Annotated in this window: 14 protein-coding genes; 3 read left to right on the forward strand and 11 right to left on the reverse strand. The window is 72.1% G+C overall.

Features of this window, described 5'->3' with window-relative positions; translation table 11 throughout:
• Positions 1 to 84: 84 nt before the first annotated feature.
• The 3 genes from CRM89_RS13705 to rpsO form a co-directional block, all read right to left on the reverse strand.
• A complete protein-coding gene (locus tag CRM89_RS13705; protein ID WP_220276237.1) occupies positions 85 to 1428 on the reverse strand; it encodes a pitrilysin family protein in 1344 nt (447 codons plus the stop codon).
• Between the two features lie 38 nt (positions 1429 to 1466).
• Positions 1467 to 3761, reverse strand: coding sequence for a polyribonucleotide nucleotidyltransferase (locus tag CRM89_RS13710; protein WP_011210420.1), 2295 nt, complete (start codon positions 3759 to 3761; stop codon positions 1467 to 1469).
• A gap of 464 nt (positions 3762 to 4225) precedes the next feature.
• Positions 4226 to 4495: a 30S ribosomal protein S15 gene (gene rpsO / locus CRM89_RS13715; protein WP_011210421.1), complete on the reverse strand. Its 270-nt coding sequence runs from the start codon at positions 4493 to 4495 to the stop codon at positions 4226 to 4228.
• Between the two features lie 164 nt (positions 4496 to 4659).
• On the opposite strand from rpsO, the gene CRM89_RS13720 reads away from it, so the two are divergent.
• Positions 4660 to 4893, forward strand: a complete 234-nt coding sequence (locus CRM89_RS13720; RefSeq protein ID WP_011210422.1) for a nuclear transport factor 2 family protein — start codon at positions 4660 to 4662, stop codon at positions 4891 to 4893.
• 7 nt (positions 4894 to 4900) lie between these two features.
• Here the strand turns inward: CRM89_RS13720 and CRM89_RS13725 are convergent, their stop codons facing one another.
• Complete coding sequence (locus CRM89_RS13725; RefSeq protein WP_011210423.1) at positions 4901 to 5860, reverse strand: bifunctional riboflavin kinase/FAD synthetase; 960 nt, start codon at positions 5858 to 5860, stop codon at positions 4901 to 4903.
• Positions 5861 to 5980: 120 nt separating this feature from the next.
• On the opposite strand from CRM89_RS13725, the gene CRM89_RS13730 reads away from it, so the two are divergent.
• Positions 5981 to 6748 carry a metal-dependent transcriptional regulator gene (locus tag CRM89_RS13730; RefSeq protein ID WP_011210585.1) on the forward strand — a complete coding sequence of 256 codons (768 nt, stop codon included), beginning with the start codon at positions 5981 to 5983 and terminating at the stop codon, positions 6746 to 6748.
• 72 nt (positions 6749 to 6820) lie between these two features.
• Here the strand turns inward: CRM89_RS13730 and truB are convergent, their stop codons facing one another.
• From truB to CRM89_RS13755, 5 genes are all read right to left on the reverse strand, one after another.
• Positions 6821 to 7741 (reverse strand): tRNA pseudouridine(55) synthase TruB, encoded by a 921-nt coding sequence (gene truB, locus CRM89_RS13735; protein WP_098084251.1) that lies wholly within the window; start codon positions 7739 to 7741, stop codon positions 6821 to 6823.
• Positions 7741 to 8409: a 4'-phosphopantetheinyl transferase Npt gene (gene npt / locus CRM89_RS13740; protein WP_060594905.1), complete on the reverse strand. Its 669-nt coding sequence runs from the start codon at positions 8407 to 8409 to the stop codon at positions 7741 to 7743. The genes truB and npt overlap by 1 nt, the downstream gene beginning before the upstream one ends.
• A 76-nt stretch (positions 8410 to 8485) precedes the next feature.
• Complete coding sequence (locus tag CRM89_RS13745) at positions 8486 to 9442, reverse strand: metallophosphoesterase (RefSeq protein ID WP_098084253.1); 957 nt, start codon at positions 9440 to 9442, stop codon at positions 8486 to 8488.
• Between the two features lie 69 nt (positions 9443 to 9511).
• Complete coding sequence (locus CRM89_RS13750; RefSeq protein ID WP_098084256.1) at positions 9512 to 11710, reverse strand: fibronectin type III domain-containing protein; 2199 nt, start codon at positions 11708 to 11710, stop codon at positions 9512 to 9514.
• Positions 11711 to 11714: 4 nt separating this feature from the next.
• Complete coding sequence (locus tag CRM89_RS13755; RefSeq protein ID WP_060594903.1) at positions 11715 to 13397, reverse strand: Hsp70 family protein; 1683 nt, start codon at positions 13395 to 13397, stop codon at positions 11715 to 11717.
• 102 nt (positions 13398 to 13499) lie between these two features.
• On the opposite strand from CRM89_RS13755, the gene CRM89_RS13760 reads away from it, so the two are divergent.
• The gene (locus CRM89_RS13760; protein WP_107646870.1) at positions 13500 to 14060 is read left to right on the forward strand and encodes a nucleotide exchange factor GrpE; all 561 of its coding nucleotides are present in this window, start codon (positions 13500 to 13502) and stop codon (positions 14058 to 14060) included.
• A gap of 81 nt (positions 14061 to 14141) precedes the next feature.
• Here CRM89_RS13760 and CRM89_RS13765 read toward each other — a convergent pair whose 3' ends face one another.
• Together CRM89_RS13765 and CRM89_RS13770 are read right to left on the reverse strand one after the other, a co-directional pair.
• Positions 14142 to 14876, reverse strand: coding sequence for a TIGR03943 family protein (locus CRM89_RS13765; RefSeq protein ID WP_098084262.1), 735 nt, complete (start codon positions 14874 to 14876; stop codon positions 14142 to 14144).
• A complete protein-coding gene (locus tag CRM89_RS13770) occupies positions 14873 to 15877 on the reverse strand; it encodes a permease (protein ID WP_098084264.1) in 1005 nt (334 codons plus the stop codon). The genes CRM89_RS13765 and CRM89_RS13770 overlap by 4 nt, the downstream gene beginning before the upstream one ends.
• Positions 15878 to 15920: the final 43 nt, after the last annotated feature.

Consider the following 15920-nt stretch of genomic DNA (forward strand, 5'->3'; position numbering starts at 1 on the left):
CGGGTGGCAACCACCACGCGGCCCAGAGGTCACGCCGGGAATTTCACGCGAGCGAGCTTCCCACCCGGAGTCCGGCCGCCCGGTTCAGGCGACCAGGCGCCGGACCGCGGCGGGCAGGTCGCGGGTGCGCCGGTACGGCCCGGCGACCGAGACCCCGAACGGCCGCGACAGCAGCGTGCGCGCGATGGCGGCCACCTCCTCGGTGGTGACGGCGTCGATGCGAGCCAGCGTCTCCGAGACGCTGCGGTGGTTGCCGTAGCTCAGTTCGCTGCGGCCGATCCGGTTCATCCGGGAAGCCGAATCCTCCAGACCCAGCACCAGCCCGCCGCGCAGCGACCCCTTGGCGCGGGCGCATTCGGCGTCGGTCACGCCGTGTTCGGCGACCTCCTCGAGCACGCCCTTCGCCAGCCGCGCCACCTCGCCCAGGTTCTCCGGCTGGCAGCCGATGTACACCGAGAACGCGCCGGTGTCGGCGAAGGTGTCCACACTCGAGTACACCGAATAGGCCAGCCCGCGCTCCTCCCGGATGCGCTGGAACAGCCGCGAACTCAACCCGCCGCCGACCACTGTGTTCAGCACCGACAGCGGCCAGCGCCGCTCCCCCTCGTGCCGTCCGAACGCGCGCACGCCGAACACCAGATGCGCCTGCTCGCTGTCGCGGAAACTCCACTGCAATTCCGGCGCGCCGTGCGGACGGAACCTGCCCTCCCGCCGCGGCGCGGGCTGCGCCGCCGGATCGAGCCGGTTCTCGAAGGCGCGGTGCACCAGTTCGACGGTGTGCTCGTGCTCGACATTGCCCGCCACCGCCACCACCATCCGGTCCGGACGGTAGCGGCGCTGATGGAAGCCACGCAGCTGGGCGGCGGTCATCGACTCGATGGATTCCACCGAGCCGATCACCGGCCGGCCGATCGGATGGTCGCCGAACAGCGCGGTCAGGAAGGCGTCGCCGACCAGATCCTCGGGGTCGTCGTCGCGCATGGCGATCTCCTCGAGCACCACCTGCCGTTCGACGTCCACGTCGGCCGAGCGGCACAGCCCGTTGAGCACCACGTCGGAGACCATGTCCACCGCCAGCGGCAGGTCCTCGTCGAGCACATGCGCGTAGTAGCAGGTCTGTTCCTTGGCGGTGAAGGCGTTCAGTTCACCGCCGACGGCGTCCATCGCCTGCGCGATGTCGAGCGCCGACCGGGTCGGCGTCGCCTTGAACAGCAGATGCTCGAGGAAATGCGCAGCACCGGCCACGGTGCGGCCCTCGTCGCGGGAGCCGACGCCGACCCACACCCCGATCGAGGCCGACCGGACCCCGGGGACATGCTCGGTCACCACCCGCAGGCCGCCGGGCAGCACGGTGCGCCGCACGCCGGAGTCCACCGCCTCGTCGACCCGCTGCCGTAGTGACGGACCCCCCTGCCCGCTCGGGATCAGGGGGGTCGTCGTCTTCTTCTTGCTCACACCGACCAGTACTACTCGGTTCCGGCGTCGACGGCATCCGCCGCGGGCTCGTCGGCGTTCTCGTCGACCGGGACCAGCGAGATCTTGCCCCGGTTGTCGATGTCGGCGATCTCCACGCGCAGCTTGTCGCCGACGTTCACCACGTCCTCGACCTTGGCGACGCGCTTGCCGTTGCCCAGCTTGGAGATGTGCACCAGACCGTCGCGACCCGGCAGCAGCGAGACGAACGCGCCGAAGGCGGTGGTCTTGACGACCGTGCCGAGGAAGCGCTCGCCCACCTTGGGCAGCTGCGGGTTGGCGATGGCGTTGATCGCGTCGATCGCGGCCTGGGCCGAGGGGCCGTCGGTCGCGCCGACGAACACGGTGCCGTCGTCCTCGATGGAGATGTTGGCGCCGGTGTCCTCGGTGATCTGGTTGATGACCTTGCCCTTGGGCCCGATCACCTCGCCGATCTTGTCGACCGGGATCTTGATCGCGGTGACGCGCGGAGCGTAGGGGCTCATCTCGTCCGGGGTGGCGATGGCCTCGGCCATCACGTCCAGGATGGTGGTGCGGGCGTCGTGCGCCTGGCTCAGCGCACCGGCGAGCACCTGCGAGGGGATGCCGTCGAGCTTGGTGTCCAGCTGCAGCGCGGTGACGAACTCGCGGGTGCCTGCGACCTTGAAGTCCATGTCGCCGAAGGCGTCCTCGGCGCCGAGGATGTCGGTCAGCGCGACGTAGCGGACCTCCTGCTCACCCTTGTCGTTGGTGACGGTGTCCGACACCAGGCCCATCGCGATGCCCGCGACCGGCGCCTTGAGCGGCACACCGGCGTTGAGCAGCGACAGGGTGGAGGCACACACCGAGCCCATCGAGGTCGAGCCGTTGGAGCCCAGCGCCTCGGAGACCTGACGGATCGCGTACGGGAAATCCTCCTGGCTGGGCAGCACCGGGATCAGCGCCCGCTCGGCCAGCGCGCCGTGGCCGATCTCGCGCCGCTTGGGCGAACCGACCCGGCCGGTCTCACCGGTGGAGAACGGCGGGAAGTTGTAGTGGTGCATGTAGCGCTTGCTCGTCTCCGGGCCGAGCGAGTCGACCTGCTGCGCCATCTTCACCATGTCCAGCGTGGTGACGCCCAGGATCTGGGTCTCACCGCGCTCGAACAGCGCCGAGCCGTGCGCGCGCGGCACCACGGCCACCTCGGCCGAGAGCGCGCGGATGTCGGCCAGACCGCGGCCGTCGATGCGGAAACCGTCGGTGAGGATGCGCTGACGGACCAGCTTCTTGGTGACCGAGCGGAACGCCGCGCCCAGCTCCTTCTCCCGGCCGGCGAACTGCTCGGCCAGCCGGTCGAGCACGGCGAGCTTGATCTCGTCGATCTTCTCCTCGCGCTCCTGCTTGCCCGCGATGCTCAGCGCCTCGCCCAGCTCGGCCTCGGCCGCGCCTTCGACGGCCTCGTACACGTCGGGGCCGTAGGGCGGGAAGAGCGGGAACTCCTCGGTCGGCTTGGCCGCCAGCTCGGCCAGGTCCTGCTGGGCGCGGCACAGCCGGGCGATGAACGGCTTGGCCGCCTCGAGTCCCTCGGCCACCACGGCCTCGGTCGGCGCCTGCGCGCCGCCCTCGACCAGCTCGATGACCTTCTCGGTGGCCTCGGCCTCGACCATCATGATCGCGACGTCACCGGATTCCACGACCCGGCCCGCGACCACCATGTCGAACACGGCGCCCTCGAGCTGCTCCACGGTCGGGAACGCCACCCACTGGCCACCGCCCGCGGAGTTCGCACCCTGGTCCGGGATCAGGGCGACGCGCACGCCGCCGACCGGGCCGGAGAACGGCAGGCCCGCGATCTGGGTGGACGCGGAGGCGGCGTTGATGGCCACCACGTCGTAGAGATCCTTCGGATCCAGGCTCAGCACGGTGACCACGACCTGGACCTCGTTGCGCAGGCCGTCGACGAACGACGGGCGCAGCGGGCGGTCGATCAGGCGGCAGGTCAGGATCGCGTCGGTGGAGGGGCGGCCCTCGCGGCGGAAGAACGAGCCGGGGATGCGGCCCGCGGCGTACATCCGCTCCTCGACGTCGACCGTCAGCGGGAAGAAGTCGAACTGGTCCTTCGGGGTCTTGCCCGCGGTGGTGGCCGACAGGAGCATGGTCTCGTCGTCCAGGTAGGCCACGACCGACCCGGCGGCCTGGCGCGCCAGCCTGCCGGTCTCGAACCGCACCGTGCGGGTGCCGTAGCTGCCGTTGTCGATCAGCGCGACCGATTCGAACACACCCGGCTCGACCTCCACGGCCGAGGACTTGCGTTCACTTGTCTGCGTCATTGTCTTCTCTCAACCTCTCGTCTCGCCGGATCGAGCGTCCGTCGGACGCGATCCGGCTGTCGTCAGCCGTACCCGGCACGGTCGCGCGGTAGCCCTCCTGGCCACGACGCGCACACCCGGCCGATCCCCCTTGGAAACGGCGACGCGGAGGCGGTCATCGATCGAAGCCCGACGGGCGGATGTCCACTCGAGAGGCCACTACCGAAGACCGACGCCACGCGGCGGGTGCATACGGCTGTGCACATGTTGTTCGTGCCCGGGGGAGGTAACCACCCCTCATACACGAATAGCCAACGGGGCCGATTCTACGTCTCCCCGTCGGCTGTGGCCCGACCGGCTCACCGGAACGGGCGATATTCACCCCGGAAAACCCGCGCGAGCCGCCGGCGCGACGCTCCGTGGGGAGCGTGGGGCCGGCGGCTCGGGCGGATGGAGAAAGCGAGTGCGGCGGGGCCGCTACTCGGTCAGCGCCGGAGACCCAGGCGCTCGATCAGGGCGCGGTAGCGCTCGATGTCCTTGTCCGCCAGGTACTTCGACAGCCGCTTGCGGCGACCGATCAGCGCCATCAGGCCGTGGCGGGTGTGGTGGTCGTGCTTGTGCTTCTTCAGGTGCTCGGTGATGTCGGCGATCCGCTTCGACAGCAGCGCGATCTGGGCCTCCGGGGACCCGGTGTCCTTCTCGTGCAGGCCGTACTCGGCCAGGATGGCCGACTTCTGCTCGGTGGTCAGCGCCATGGGGCATCCACTCCTGTTTCTCAGTTCCGCGCTCGAATTCTCCGGTGATCCGGCCGGGCAGCCACCGCGGACCGCAGCAAACCCGAGGAGCCACTTTACCGGAGCCGGACCCGCCGATCCCAATCGCGGTACGCACGGGCACGCGGCGTGCTGGAATCGAAGGCGTGGACCCGGCCGTTGCGGATGTGCTCGACGCGCTCACCCGCGGTGATTACGCCGCGTTGCGCCCCATGCTGCACCCCTACCTGCGTTGGACCGACAACGGCGAGACCATCCGCGGCCGCACCAAGGTGCTCGCGCACCTGGCGGCCAACCCCACCGACGAGCCGCCGGTGGCGGTGGAGTTGCGCGACGGGCAGATCTACCGGTGGACGGTGCCGGAACGGGAGCTGCCCTAGGCGCCGCTCAGGCGGTGAGGATCCGGCGGGCGTTGTCCACGTCGCGCCGCATCGCCGCGATCAGCGAGTCCAGCCCGTCGAACTTCTCCATGCCGCGCAGGTGCTCGACGAAGTCGACGGCGACGTGCTGGCCGTACAGGTCGGCCTGACCGTCGATGACGTAGGCCTCCACCGTTCGGGCGCGGCCGGAGAAGGTGGGGTTGGTGCCGACCGAGATCGCCGCCATCGCGCGCTCCCCCGGCGTCACGGTGCCGATGGTCGGCCCCGGCCCGAGCACGGTGAACCAGCCCGCGTACACGCCGTCGGCGGGAATCGCGGCATACATCGGCGGCGCCACGTTGGCGGTGGGGAAGCCGAGTTCGCGGCCGCGGCCGTCGCCGTGCACGACCACGCCCTCCACGCGGTGCGGGCGGCCCAGCGCTTCGGCGGCCGCGCGCATGTCGCCGGCGTCGACGCAGGCGCGGATGTAGGTGGAGGAGAACGTGACGGCGTGTTCGCCGACCAGCTTGACCCCGTCGACCTCGAAGCCGAAGCGCTGCCCCAGCTCCCGCATGGTGTCCACGGTGCCCGCGGCCTTCTTGCCGAAGGTGAAGTTGTCGCCGACGACCACCTCGGCCACGTGCAACCGCTCGACCAGCAGGTCGTGCACGTAGCGGGCGGGGGTGAGCTTCATGAAGTCCTGGGTGAACGGCATCACGCAGAACACGTCGATGCCCAGTTCCTCGACCAGTTCGGCCCGGCGGGTGAGGGTGGTCAGCTGCGCGGGATGGGAGCCGGGCCGCACCACCTCCATCGGGTGCGGGTCGAAGGTCATCAGCACGGCGGGAACACCCCGTGCCGCGGCCGATTTCACGGCTCTGCTGATCAGTTGCGCGTGGCCGCGGTGCACCCCGTCGAAAACACCGATCGTGAGCACACACCGACCCCAGTCCGCGGGCACATCGTCGAGACTTCGCCATCTCTGCACACGCGCAGCCTACGCAAGACGCGGGGGGAACAGTATTCCGGCCAGCCCAAGTCACACGTCGCTTCCGGCCCGGTGTACGGCCGGTGAACACGGTCGTGGGATGTGTGGATCGGCGACCGAATGCATAAGCTCGCAGATGTGCCCGGTAAACGAGATGTCGCCACTCGTCGCGAGCTGAACGATCCCGCCGCAGGTGCCGCGGGCGACGGTCCCGCGACCGCCGCGCCGGAGCTGACCTCGGTCGCCCAGGATTATCTGAAGGTCATCTGGACCGCGCAGGAGTGGTCGCAGGAGAAGGTCTCCACCAAACTGCTGGCCGAGCGCATCGGGGTGTCGGCGTCGACGGTGTCCGAGGCGGTGCGCAAGCTGGCCGATCAGGGGCTGGTCGAGCACGCCCGCTACGGCTCGATCGCGCTGACCGACCACGGCCGCCGCGCCGCCGTGGCGATGGTGCGCAGACACCGGCTGATCGAGACGTTCCTGGTGAACGAGCTCGGCTACGGCTGGGACGAGGTGCACGACGAGGCCGAGGTGCTCGAGCACGCGGTCTCGGAGCTGCTGATGGCCCGCATCGACGCCAAGCTCGGGTACCCCGACCGCGATCCGCACGGCGACCCGATTCCCTCGGTCGACGGGGATGTGCCCACCCCGCCCGCGCGCCAGCTCAGCGATTTCGAGGCCGGCCAGTCCGGCCGGGTGGCCCGCATCTCCGACTCCGACCCGGACATGCTGCGCTACTTCGACGCGGTCGGCGTCGCGCTGGACACCGTCATCGAGGTGGTGGAGCGCCGCGACTTCGCGGGCACCATCGCGGTGCGGATCGGCGGCTCCGAGGGCGCCGTCGACCTGGGCCGTCCCGCGGCCGAGGCCATCTGGCTCACCCACTAGGCCGACGGCGACCGGGCGCGGCCGGGCCGGTCCGGCCCCGCCGAGGAGATCCGACGCAGCCACCAGTCGCGGTCAGTCCACCAGACCGCGCGGGCGCACCACGAACACCGGCGAGGCGCGCTTGCCCTTCTCCTCGAGCAGCGCGATGGCGGTGCCGTCGGCGGTCAGGGCGGCGTACACACCGGGGATGCCGACCGGGTCGAGCCAGCGGCCGTCGCGCAGCGACTCCGCCTCGCGGGCGTCGATCTCCCGGTGCGGGAAGGCGATTCGCACGGCCTCGTCCATGTCGAGGTTCAGCCGAGGCTCGTCGGCGAGCGCGTCGAGCGTGCGGGCGTGGTCGAGGGTGAACGGGCCCACCCGGGTGCGGCGCAGCGCCGTCAGGTGGCCGCCGACACCGAGCGCCGCACCCAGATCTCGGGCCAGTGCCCGCACGTAGGTACCCGAGGAGCACTCCACCACCACGTCGAGGTCGACGAATCCGGCGACGTCGCGGCGAGCCAGGATCTCGAAGCGCGACACCGTGACCGGCCGCGCGGCCAACTCGACCTGCTCCCCCGCGCGGTGGCGGGCGTACGCGCGCTCGCCGCCGATCTTGATCGCGCTGACGGTGGCGGGCACCTGCTGGATGTCGCCGGTCAGCGCCGCCACCCCCGCGGCGATCTCGGCGTCGCCGAGGTGGCCCGCGGGGACGGTGGTGAGCACCTCGCCCTCGGCGTCGTCGGTGGTGGTGGCACTGCCGAGGCGGATGGTCGCGGTGTAGGCCTTGGTGGTGAGGGTGAGCAGCCCGAGCAGCTTGGTGGCCCGCTCCACGCCGAGCACCAGCACGCCGGTGGCCATCGGGTCGAGGGTGCCCGCGTGCCCGATCTTCCTGGTGCCCAGGATCTTCCGGCAGCGCGCGACGACGTCGTGGCTGGTCATGCCGCCGTCCTTGTCGACGACGAGCAGCCCGCCGAGCGGGTCGACGCGGCGCGTCGGTGCGCTGCGCTCGCCCATCAGTCGTGCACGATCGCGGTCAGGATCAGCCCGTCGGCGATCAGCCAGCGTCCGTCGAACGAGGTCAGCGGCAGGCCACCGTCGGTGGTCTGGCCCGGCACCAGCAGATCGGTGTGAAAGGTGCCCGAACCGCCGCCCGCGCCGTCCTCCTCGACGGTGAAGGTGATGTGCGCGTCCTCGAAGCCGAGCCAGCGCCCGGTGAGCGGGAACCATGCCTTGTAGGTGGCTTCCTTGGCGCAGAACAGCAGCCGGTCCAGGTGCAGGCCGGAATCGGTGCGGCGCAGCCACTCCCGCTCCTGCGGCAGGCTCACCGAGTCGAGCACGCCGTCGGGCAGCGGGCCGTGCGGCTCGGCGTCGATACCGACCGAGCGGAACCGGATCTTGTGCGCCAGCGCCGCGGCCCGGTAGCCGTCGCAGTGGGTGAGGCTGCCGACGATGCCGCGCGGCCACACCGGCGCGCCCCGCTCCCCCTTGCCGATCGCCACCGGCGGCTCGCCGAGTTCACGCAGCGCCAGGCGCGCGCAGTGCCTGGCACCGATGAAGTCGCGACGGCGCTTCTCCACCGACTGGGCGATCAGATGTTCCTCGGCCGGGTGCGGCTTCAGATCCTCCGGGTACTCCAGCAGCTCGGCAGCGGCCACCCCGCTGGGCAGAATGTTCTCGATCATCGGATGCGAGCCTAGCCGAGCCGGGCGACCCTCCCCCGCGGGCGAACCGAGCGCTTCCCGACAATCGACGGCCGCCTCACAGTCCGCGCCTGCGCTGTGCCTTGGCGCGCATCTCCGCTGCCGCCGCCTCCATCTCGGGGGTGAGTCGGAAGTGGCCGCCCCACTTGTTCAGCGTGCCGGGCGGGTACTCCGGCGCGGGCAGGATCTGGCGCAGCAGGCGGTCGGGCAGGCCGCGCCGTTGCCATTCGCGCGGGTAGCCGAGGGAGACCTCCTCGAAGCGGACACCGTCGTAGTAGGAGGTGCGCGGAATGTGCAGATGCCCGTAGACCGAGCACAGCACGTTGTAGCGGGTGTGCCAGTCGGCGGTGCGGGTCGTCCCACACCAGAGCGCGAACTCCGGGTAGAACAGCACATCGGTGGGTTCGCGAACGAGCGGGAAGTGGTTGATCAGCACCAGCGGGGTGCCCGAGGGCAGCGCTTCGAGGCGCCGCTGCGTCACCTGCAGGCGGTCATGGCACCAGGCGTCGCGGGTGAGATACGGATCGGGTGAGAGCAGGAACTCGTCGGTGGCGACGACGTTGCGGGAACGGGCGATGGCGAGGCCGTCGGCCTTGCCGGTGGCGCCCTCGGGCAGGAACGAATAGTCGTAGAGCAGGAACATCGGGACCAGGGTCACCGCGCCGCCGTGCTCCTCGCTGCCCGGGCCGCGCCACACCGGAAACGGGTCCTCCGGGGTCACCACGTCCAGGTCGCGGCACAGCGACACCAGGTAGTCGTAGCGGGCGACGCCGTGCATCTGCACCGGGTCCTTGGCCGTGGTCCACAGTTCGTGGTTGCCCGGCACCCAGATCACCTTGGCGAAGCGTTCGCGCAGCAGGCGCAGCGCCCAGCGGATGTCGTCGGTCTTCTCCCCCACGTCCCCGGCCACGATCAGCCAGTCCTCCGGCGAATCGGGCCGGATCTGCTCGACCACGGGCCGATTGCCCTGGTGCCCGACGTGGATGTCGCTCACCGCCATCAACTTGGGTATCACTCGACCCACCTTGTCACATGACGCGCCGCACCGGCGCACGCGCCATGCCCGCCCGCCGGTCGCCGGAGTTCAGGACCGGTGACTCCACCGCAGCCGCGCGGCGGGGGCGAAACCGGGCGCGACGCGCAGGCGGCCGTCGGCCTCGCGGCGGCAGGAGGCGATCGCGACGTGGCAGGGACGCGGGAGATCCGCGGGAATCGCGACGCCACCGTCGAGTTCGTAGCGCATGTTCGTGACCTTCCACGCGCGGACGCCCGGCTCGTCGTGGGTGAGCGGCGCCCGGTCGCCACGGACGACCACCATCACCTCGGTGACACCGGCGGGCCAGTCGAACACCAGTCGGCCGCCGTGTTCGCGCGGATTGGTGACGACGGGGATGCCGCCGGGCACGGGGTCGTCGGGGAGCGCAGGGTCGGGCGGGTGCGGCGTGCCGGCGGCGCGGGACGGTGTGGTCGGCCCAGCGGCGGCGTGATCCGGCGCGGTGGCGCGCGGCTGTGCCTCCGCGTCCGAGCGGGCGGGCTCGGAGTAGCGGCCGGCGAGGGCGGTGGCGACGGCGTAGACCGGCATGGTGTCGGCGGGGGCGGCGCCGTCTTCGAGTTCGGTGGTGCGGGTGCGGCCGACCACGCGCCACGAGCCGTCCGGTTGCTGCCGGGTGACGCGGTAGTCCGCCGGTTCGGTGGTGGGGGGCGACCAGCGGATCAGCACCGAGCCGTTCGGCAGGCGGCTGGTGCGGACGTCGTGTGGGGCGGGCACGGGGGTGCGGGCCAGTTCCGCCGCGGCGGGGCCGTGGTCGGCGCAGCGGGTGAGCGCCTGGCTCAGCAGGCGGGCCCGTTCGAGCGGGGCCGCGGCGGAGGCGGCGGCGACGAGCCGGTCCGCCTCGGCGACGGCGTCGGCGGCCTCCCGGCCCAGGGCGTCGAGTCCGACGTCGTAGCCGGTGGGCGGCGGCACGTCGCGGGCGATGCGGCGCAACTGCTCGACCAGCGCCAGCACCTCGCCATAGCGGGCGCCCGCGCGGGCGGTGGCGGCCGAACGCCACTGCGCGGCGGCTTCGGCGAGCACGCGTTCGACGTCGTCGGCGACCGAGCGGATCTGGGTGGTGCCGTCCCGGTGGACGTCGAGCATGCGGGCGTCGGCGATGTGCCTGGCCGCCTCCTGCGGGCGTCCTTCGCGCAACGCCGCACGGGCCGCCTTCAACGGTTCCATCCAGGCGTTGACGGCCTGCCGCGGCGGCGGTGCGGTGTCGGCCCATCCCGGCCGCGGCGGGGCGGCACCGGCGTGCACGGGCGTCGCCTCCACCTGGGCGCCGAGTTCGCGGGCCAGATCGGCGAGCAGGGCGGCGGCGCCGGCCCGGTCGAGCCCGTGCTCGATCGCCTCCTCCAGCAGGAAGTCGTAGTCCTCCCCGGCCAGCCGGTCCTCCACCAGCACCGCGGCCCGCACCTTGGGCCGCAGCCGCTCGGCCACCTCGGCCACCACCGCGGCCACGTACGCATCGGTGACCGGGCCGCCCGGCTCCACCAGATCCCGGACGTGGACCAGCAGCTCGTCGAGCACCACGCGCATCCGTCCGGGCGGCAGCTCGCGGGCACGGGCCCGCAATGCCTCCGCGCGCAAGCGGATCTCCGCGGTCTCCGTGGCGCGGGTGGGGTCCAGGCCGAGCAACGCCAGCAGGGTCGGGGCGGGCGGGCCGTCGACCAGCCGCGCCCACTCGTCGAGCAATCGGCGGATCTCCGCGCGGCGGTGCTCGGTGAGGACCGTCGCGGCGGCCGCGGGCTCGGCGCGCGGTTCGTCGGCCACCACCGGATGCCCGCGCAGCCGTTCGGCGACCTCGGCCGCGCTCAATCCGCTCATGGCGCCGATCTCCTCGAGACCGGCCACCTTGCCCGCGGGCACGCCGCCGTAGCGCTGCACCAGCCGCTCGACGGCGGCGTCGAGCATGGCGAACCGTTCGGCGTCGCGCTCCTGGCGCTCGCGCCGGATGCGCAGCGCCTCGGCACGCCGGGCGGACTCGTCCAGCAGCAGGTAGGACAGCCGCTCGTGATTGTCGACGAGCACGCCGACCAGCACCCGGTATTTGGGGTGGTCGCGCTGGCGCTGCCAGAATCCCCACACCTCGGCGACCCGGGCCGCCACCTCCGCGTCGGTGAGCCGCTCGGCCTCCTCGAGCGGGATGTCGTAGAGCTCGAACGGGTCGGACTGCTCCATGCCGCCGCGGCGCTCCACCGCGGCCAGCACGCGCTTGCGGTAGTCGTTGGGGTCGAAGGGCTGCATGGCGCTAGCTGTCGCGCCGCCGGGAACGCTGCACCTGCTCGAGTTCGCGAGCGACATCGGCCTGCGAGAGCGTGGCACCGGTCTGCGCCGACAGCGTCAGCGGCATGTCGGCCTCCACGTGGTAGGCGGTCACGTGCAGCACCCCGTCGAAGCCCATCTCGAAGGTCACCCGCACCTCGCTGCCCGCCGGGTAGCCGGGCGGGATCCCGCGGATACGGCCCTCCACGAGCACCTTCGTGTCCTCCGGCCGCACCGATTCGGCCTGGCCCTGCTGTTCGACGATGGTCAGCTCGATCTGGTCCTGGTCGGCGCGCACGGTGCCGAACGAGCGGCGCACCCGCACCGGCAGGGTCTGGTTGCGATGGACCAACCAGGCGGCGGCCAGGCCGTAGTGCGAATCGAGCGCCAACACGCCGAAACCGCGCGAGACCACGGTGTCGACCTGGATCTCGAGCATCCGCCGCACCACGCTCACCGGCTGCCCGAACGAGGCCGCCACGCGGGCCACCGACTGTTCCAGATCGCCCGGCGCGGCTTCCGACACCGAGCCGCCGTCGCGCAGCCGTCCGCGGGTGACCAGGTCGGCGACGACGAGCCGCTCCATCTCCAGCTTCTCGCCGTAGAGCGCCGCGCCGCGGGCCACCGACAGATCCGGGTCGCGCAGTTCGCCGTCGAGCCCGAACTCCCGGCGCAGCTCGCGCGCCACCATCGGCATCCGCGACGACCCGCCGACCAGCAGCAGCCGGTCGACCCGCGCGACACCGCGTTTGGCGGCCTCGGCCAGGCAGTCGCGGGTCAGGTCGAGAGTGCGGCGCATCAGCGAGGCGGTCATCGCCTCCACCTCGGCGCGGGTGAGGGTGACCACCGCGCGGGCGCCGTCGTGCGCCACCACGACCTCGGTGCTCTCGGCCTCGCTGAGTTCGCGTTTCGCCCGCTCGGCGGCCAGCACCAGCATCTGGGATCCGGCCGAATCGTCGAGCGGGTCCTCGGCGTCCGGGTTGGCCGCGCAGAAGCGCTGGGACAGGTGCAGGGCGATGCGCTCGTCCCAGTCGGCGCCGCCGAGCTGGTGGTCGCCCTCGACCGCGAGGACCGAGATACGGCGGTCGGCCAGCTCGATGACGGTGGCGTCGAAGGTGCCACCGCCCAGGTCGTAGACCAGCACGGTCTCCCTGGTGCCTGCCTTACCGACGTCGACACTGCCGTCGAGTCTGCCGAACCCGTAGGAGAATGCCGCCGCGATGGGCTCCGACAGCACCCCGGCGACGTCGAAGCCCGCGTAGGTGCCCGCCTGGATGGTGGCCTTGCGTTCCTCGTCGCCGAAGTAGGCGGGCACCGTGATCACCGCGCGCCGCACCGGCTCGCCGCAGGCGAACTCGGCGTCGGCGGCGAGGCTCTCGAGAATCAGCGCGGAGACCGCCGGCGCCGACCACAGCTGGCCGTGCGCGGCGAACCGCCAGTCCGCGTCGCCCATGCGGCGTTTCACCAGCGCGCACACGTGCTCGGGGTCGAGCCGGGCCTGACGACGCGCGCCTTCCCCGACGAGATGGTCGAAGGGCGAGGCGAAGAGGACGACCGACGGCACCGTCGGTTCGCCGTGCAGGCCCGTGAGTACGTCGGGTCGACCGTCGGCGTCGATCCGTGCGATTGCCGAGTTGGTCGTGCCCAGGTCGATGCCGAAGACCCCCATGCGTGGTGATGCTAGCAGCACCCCGCGACGCCCTCGCGCGCATCGGCCGGTGAATCCGGCTGCCGCTCGGACCGATTCGCCCGGCCGGGCTATGGTGCCCCCATGACGGAACCGGCGCAGCGGGCCGACCGCCCCCGCGACAGCAGTCCCGACCAGGGCGAATCCGCCCCCGCGAGACCGCAGGAGGCCACCGGCGCCGCCGAACCGGCCGCCGCGGCGCTCGCGGCGCTGGCCGAGCGGGTGGAGGATCTGTCCCGGGTGGTCGCCCGACAGGCCGCCACGCTGGAGCGCATGGCCGACGAGGCCAGGGCGCGGGCACGCCGCGATCGCGCGGACCTGCCGCTGCTGACCGAACTCTTCGCCCTGCACGGCGATACCGTGACCTGCGCCCGCACCGCCGAATCCGACCGCGACCGCACCGCCTTCACCGCACTTGCCGGCCGCCTCGAACGCCTGCTCACCGGTCGCGGCGCCACCCTGGTCACGCCCGGACCGGACACGCCCTTCGACGCGCGCACGATGGAGGCCGCCGACGTCGTCGACGTCGCCGACCCGGCGGCCGACCGCACCGTCGAGGCGCTGCTCTCCCCCGGCCTGCTCGTCGAGGACCGCTCGGTGCGTCCGGCCGCCGTCGTCGTGCGCCGCCACCGGCCGACGACGTGACCCTCGAGCGGCCGGCACGACCGCGCCCGTGACCGACGGTCCGCCCGCGCGGGCCCGGCCGTGCCCGGCCCGCCCACGACCTCAGCGCACCTGTTCGTAGGAGTTCTCCGGCCGCTCGATCCGCCGGTGCCCGTGCACGACGAGCGTCGGCGCGAGTTCGGGATCGCTTCGGGCACTGCCGGTTTCGACCACGCCCCGCACCTCGAGCCAGGTGTCCTCGGCGAGCGGCTCGGGCACCCCCGCGAGATGGACGCGCACGTAGCGCGCGTCGGCCACGCAGCAGCTGATCACCACGCGGGCCAGATCCAGGCCGCCGGCGCGGCCGTGCAGCACGAACCCGCTGACGGTGACCTCCCGGCCGTCGAGCGAGCCGAGCGCGTCGAAGTTCGCCCGGTTGACCAGGTCGGTGATCGTCACGAACGGCGCAGGCCCGTCGGGCAGCGGCGGAAACGGCCTGACCCGCGATTCGGTCTCCGCCGACAGCGACCGCGGACGCAGCGGCGCACTCGTCACCGCGGCGTCGGCGCCCAGCGCGGGCGGGGTGACCAGCAGCAACGCCGCCGCGGGCACCAGCAGCACCCAGTGCACCTTCCCGCTGCCGTGCGCATGGGCGTCATCGTGCCCGTGGCCGGGTCCGCCCCGGTACACGTCCCGCACGATCGCCGCGGTGGCCAGCGCCAGCACCGCGAGGCCGGAGATCAGCAGGAACGGAAACAGGCCGGCCTTGACGTAGCGCAGGTAGGTGTCGTCGAAGACGATGCGCAACACCGCGATTCCGACGAGCACCAGCAGCAGGTTCTGCGTCTCCCGTCTCATCGCACACCGCCGAGGAACGCCAGGCCCGCCAGGGTGGCGCAGACGAGGGCGACCACGAACGTCAGCGGGGAGAACCACAGCGCGAACCGGCGGCCGAAGGTGCCCGCCTGCATGGCGAACAGCTTGACGTCCACCGCCGGTCCGACCACGAGGAACACCAGCCTGGGCAGTAGCGGCAGCGACGACATGCTCGCCGCCACGAACGCGTCGGCCTCCGAACACAACGCCAGCACCACCGCGAGCACCGCCAGCACCAGGATCGCGAGCAGGATCTGCCCGGCCAACTGCTCGTACCAGTGCGGCGGCACCAGCACGTGCAGGACGGCGGCGGTGGCCGCGCCGAGCACGAGGAACGCGGCGGCCTGCAGGAAATCGTGCCGGGCGGCCTCGGCGAACACCTCCGCGCGCGTCCGCCCCACCGCGCAGCTCGCGCCGCGTCCGGTGGGCAGCAGCCAGTGCGCGCTGCCGAAGCGCGACCACAGCAGACCCATCATCAGCGCGGTCGCCAGCGATCCCGCGAAGCGGGCGCCGACCATCCCCGGCTCACCGGGAAAGGCGACCGCGGTCGATACCAGCACGACCGGATTGATCGCGGGCGCGGACAGCAGGAAGGCCAGCGCCACCGATCCCGGCGCCCCTTGGTCGATCAGCCTGCGCGCCACCGGCACCACGCCGCATTCACAACCGGGCAGCGCGATTCCGGCCAGCCCGCCCACGCCGATGGCCGCGGTCTCGTTGCGCGGCAGGATCTTCCGCAACACCAGCGGTGACACGAACGCGGCGATCAGCCCGCTCACGAGCACGCCGAGAACCAGGAACGGCACGGCCTGCACGAAGACCCCGACGAACATCGTCAACCCGGTGCGCAGGCGCACGTGCGCGTCCACCGCCGCGGCCAGCGGCGCCTGCCAGAGGATCCCGGCGACGACGAGCAGGGCGAGAACGTGCGTGGAGGAGACCCGGAACCGCGCGCGGCGCACGGTCGACTGCTCGAGCATCATCCCATCTTGCCAAGGATGATTATCGTTATCGACAACCGCCGTG

This window comes from Nocardia sp. FDAARGOS_372 (assembly GCF_002554515.1).
In the GTDB taxonomy this organism is placed as follows: domain Bacteria; phylum Actinomycetota; class Actinomycetes; order Mycobacteriales; family Mycobacteriaceae; genus Nocardia; species Nocardia farcinica.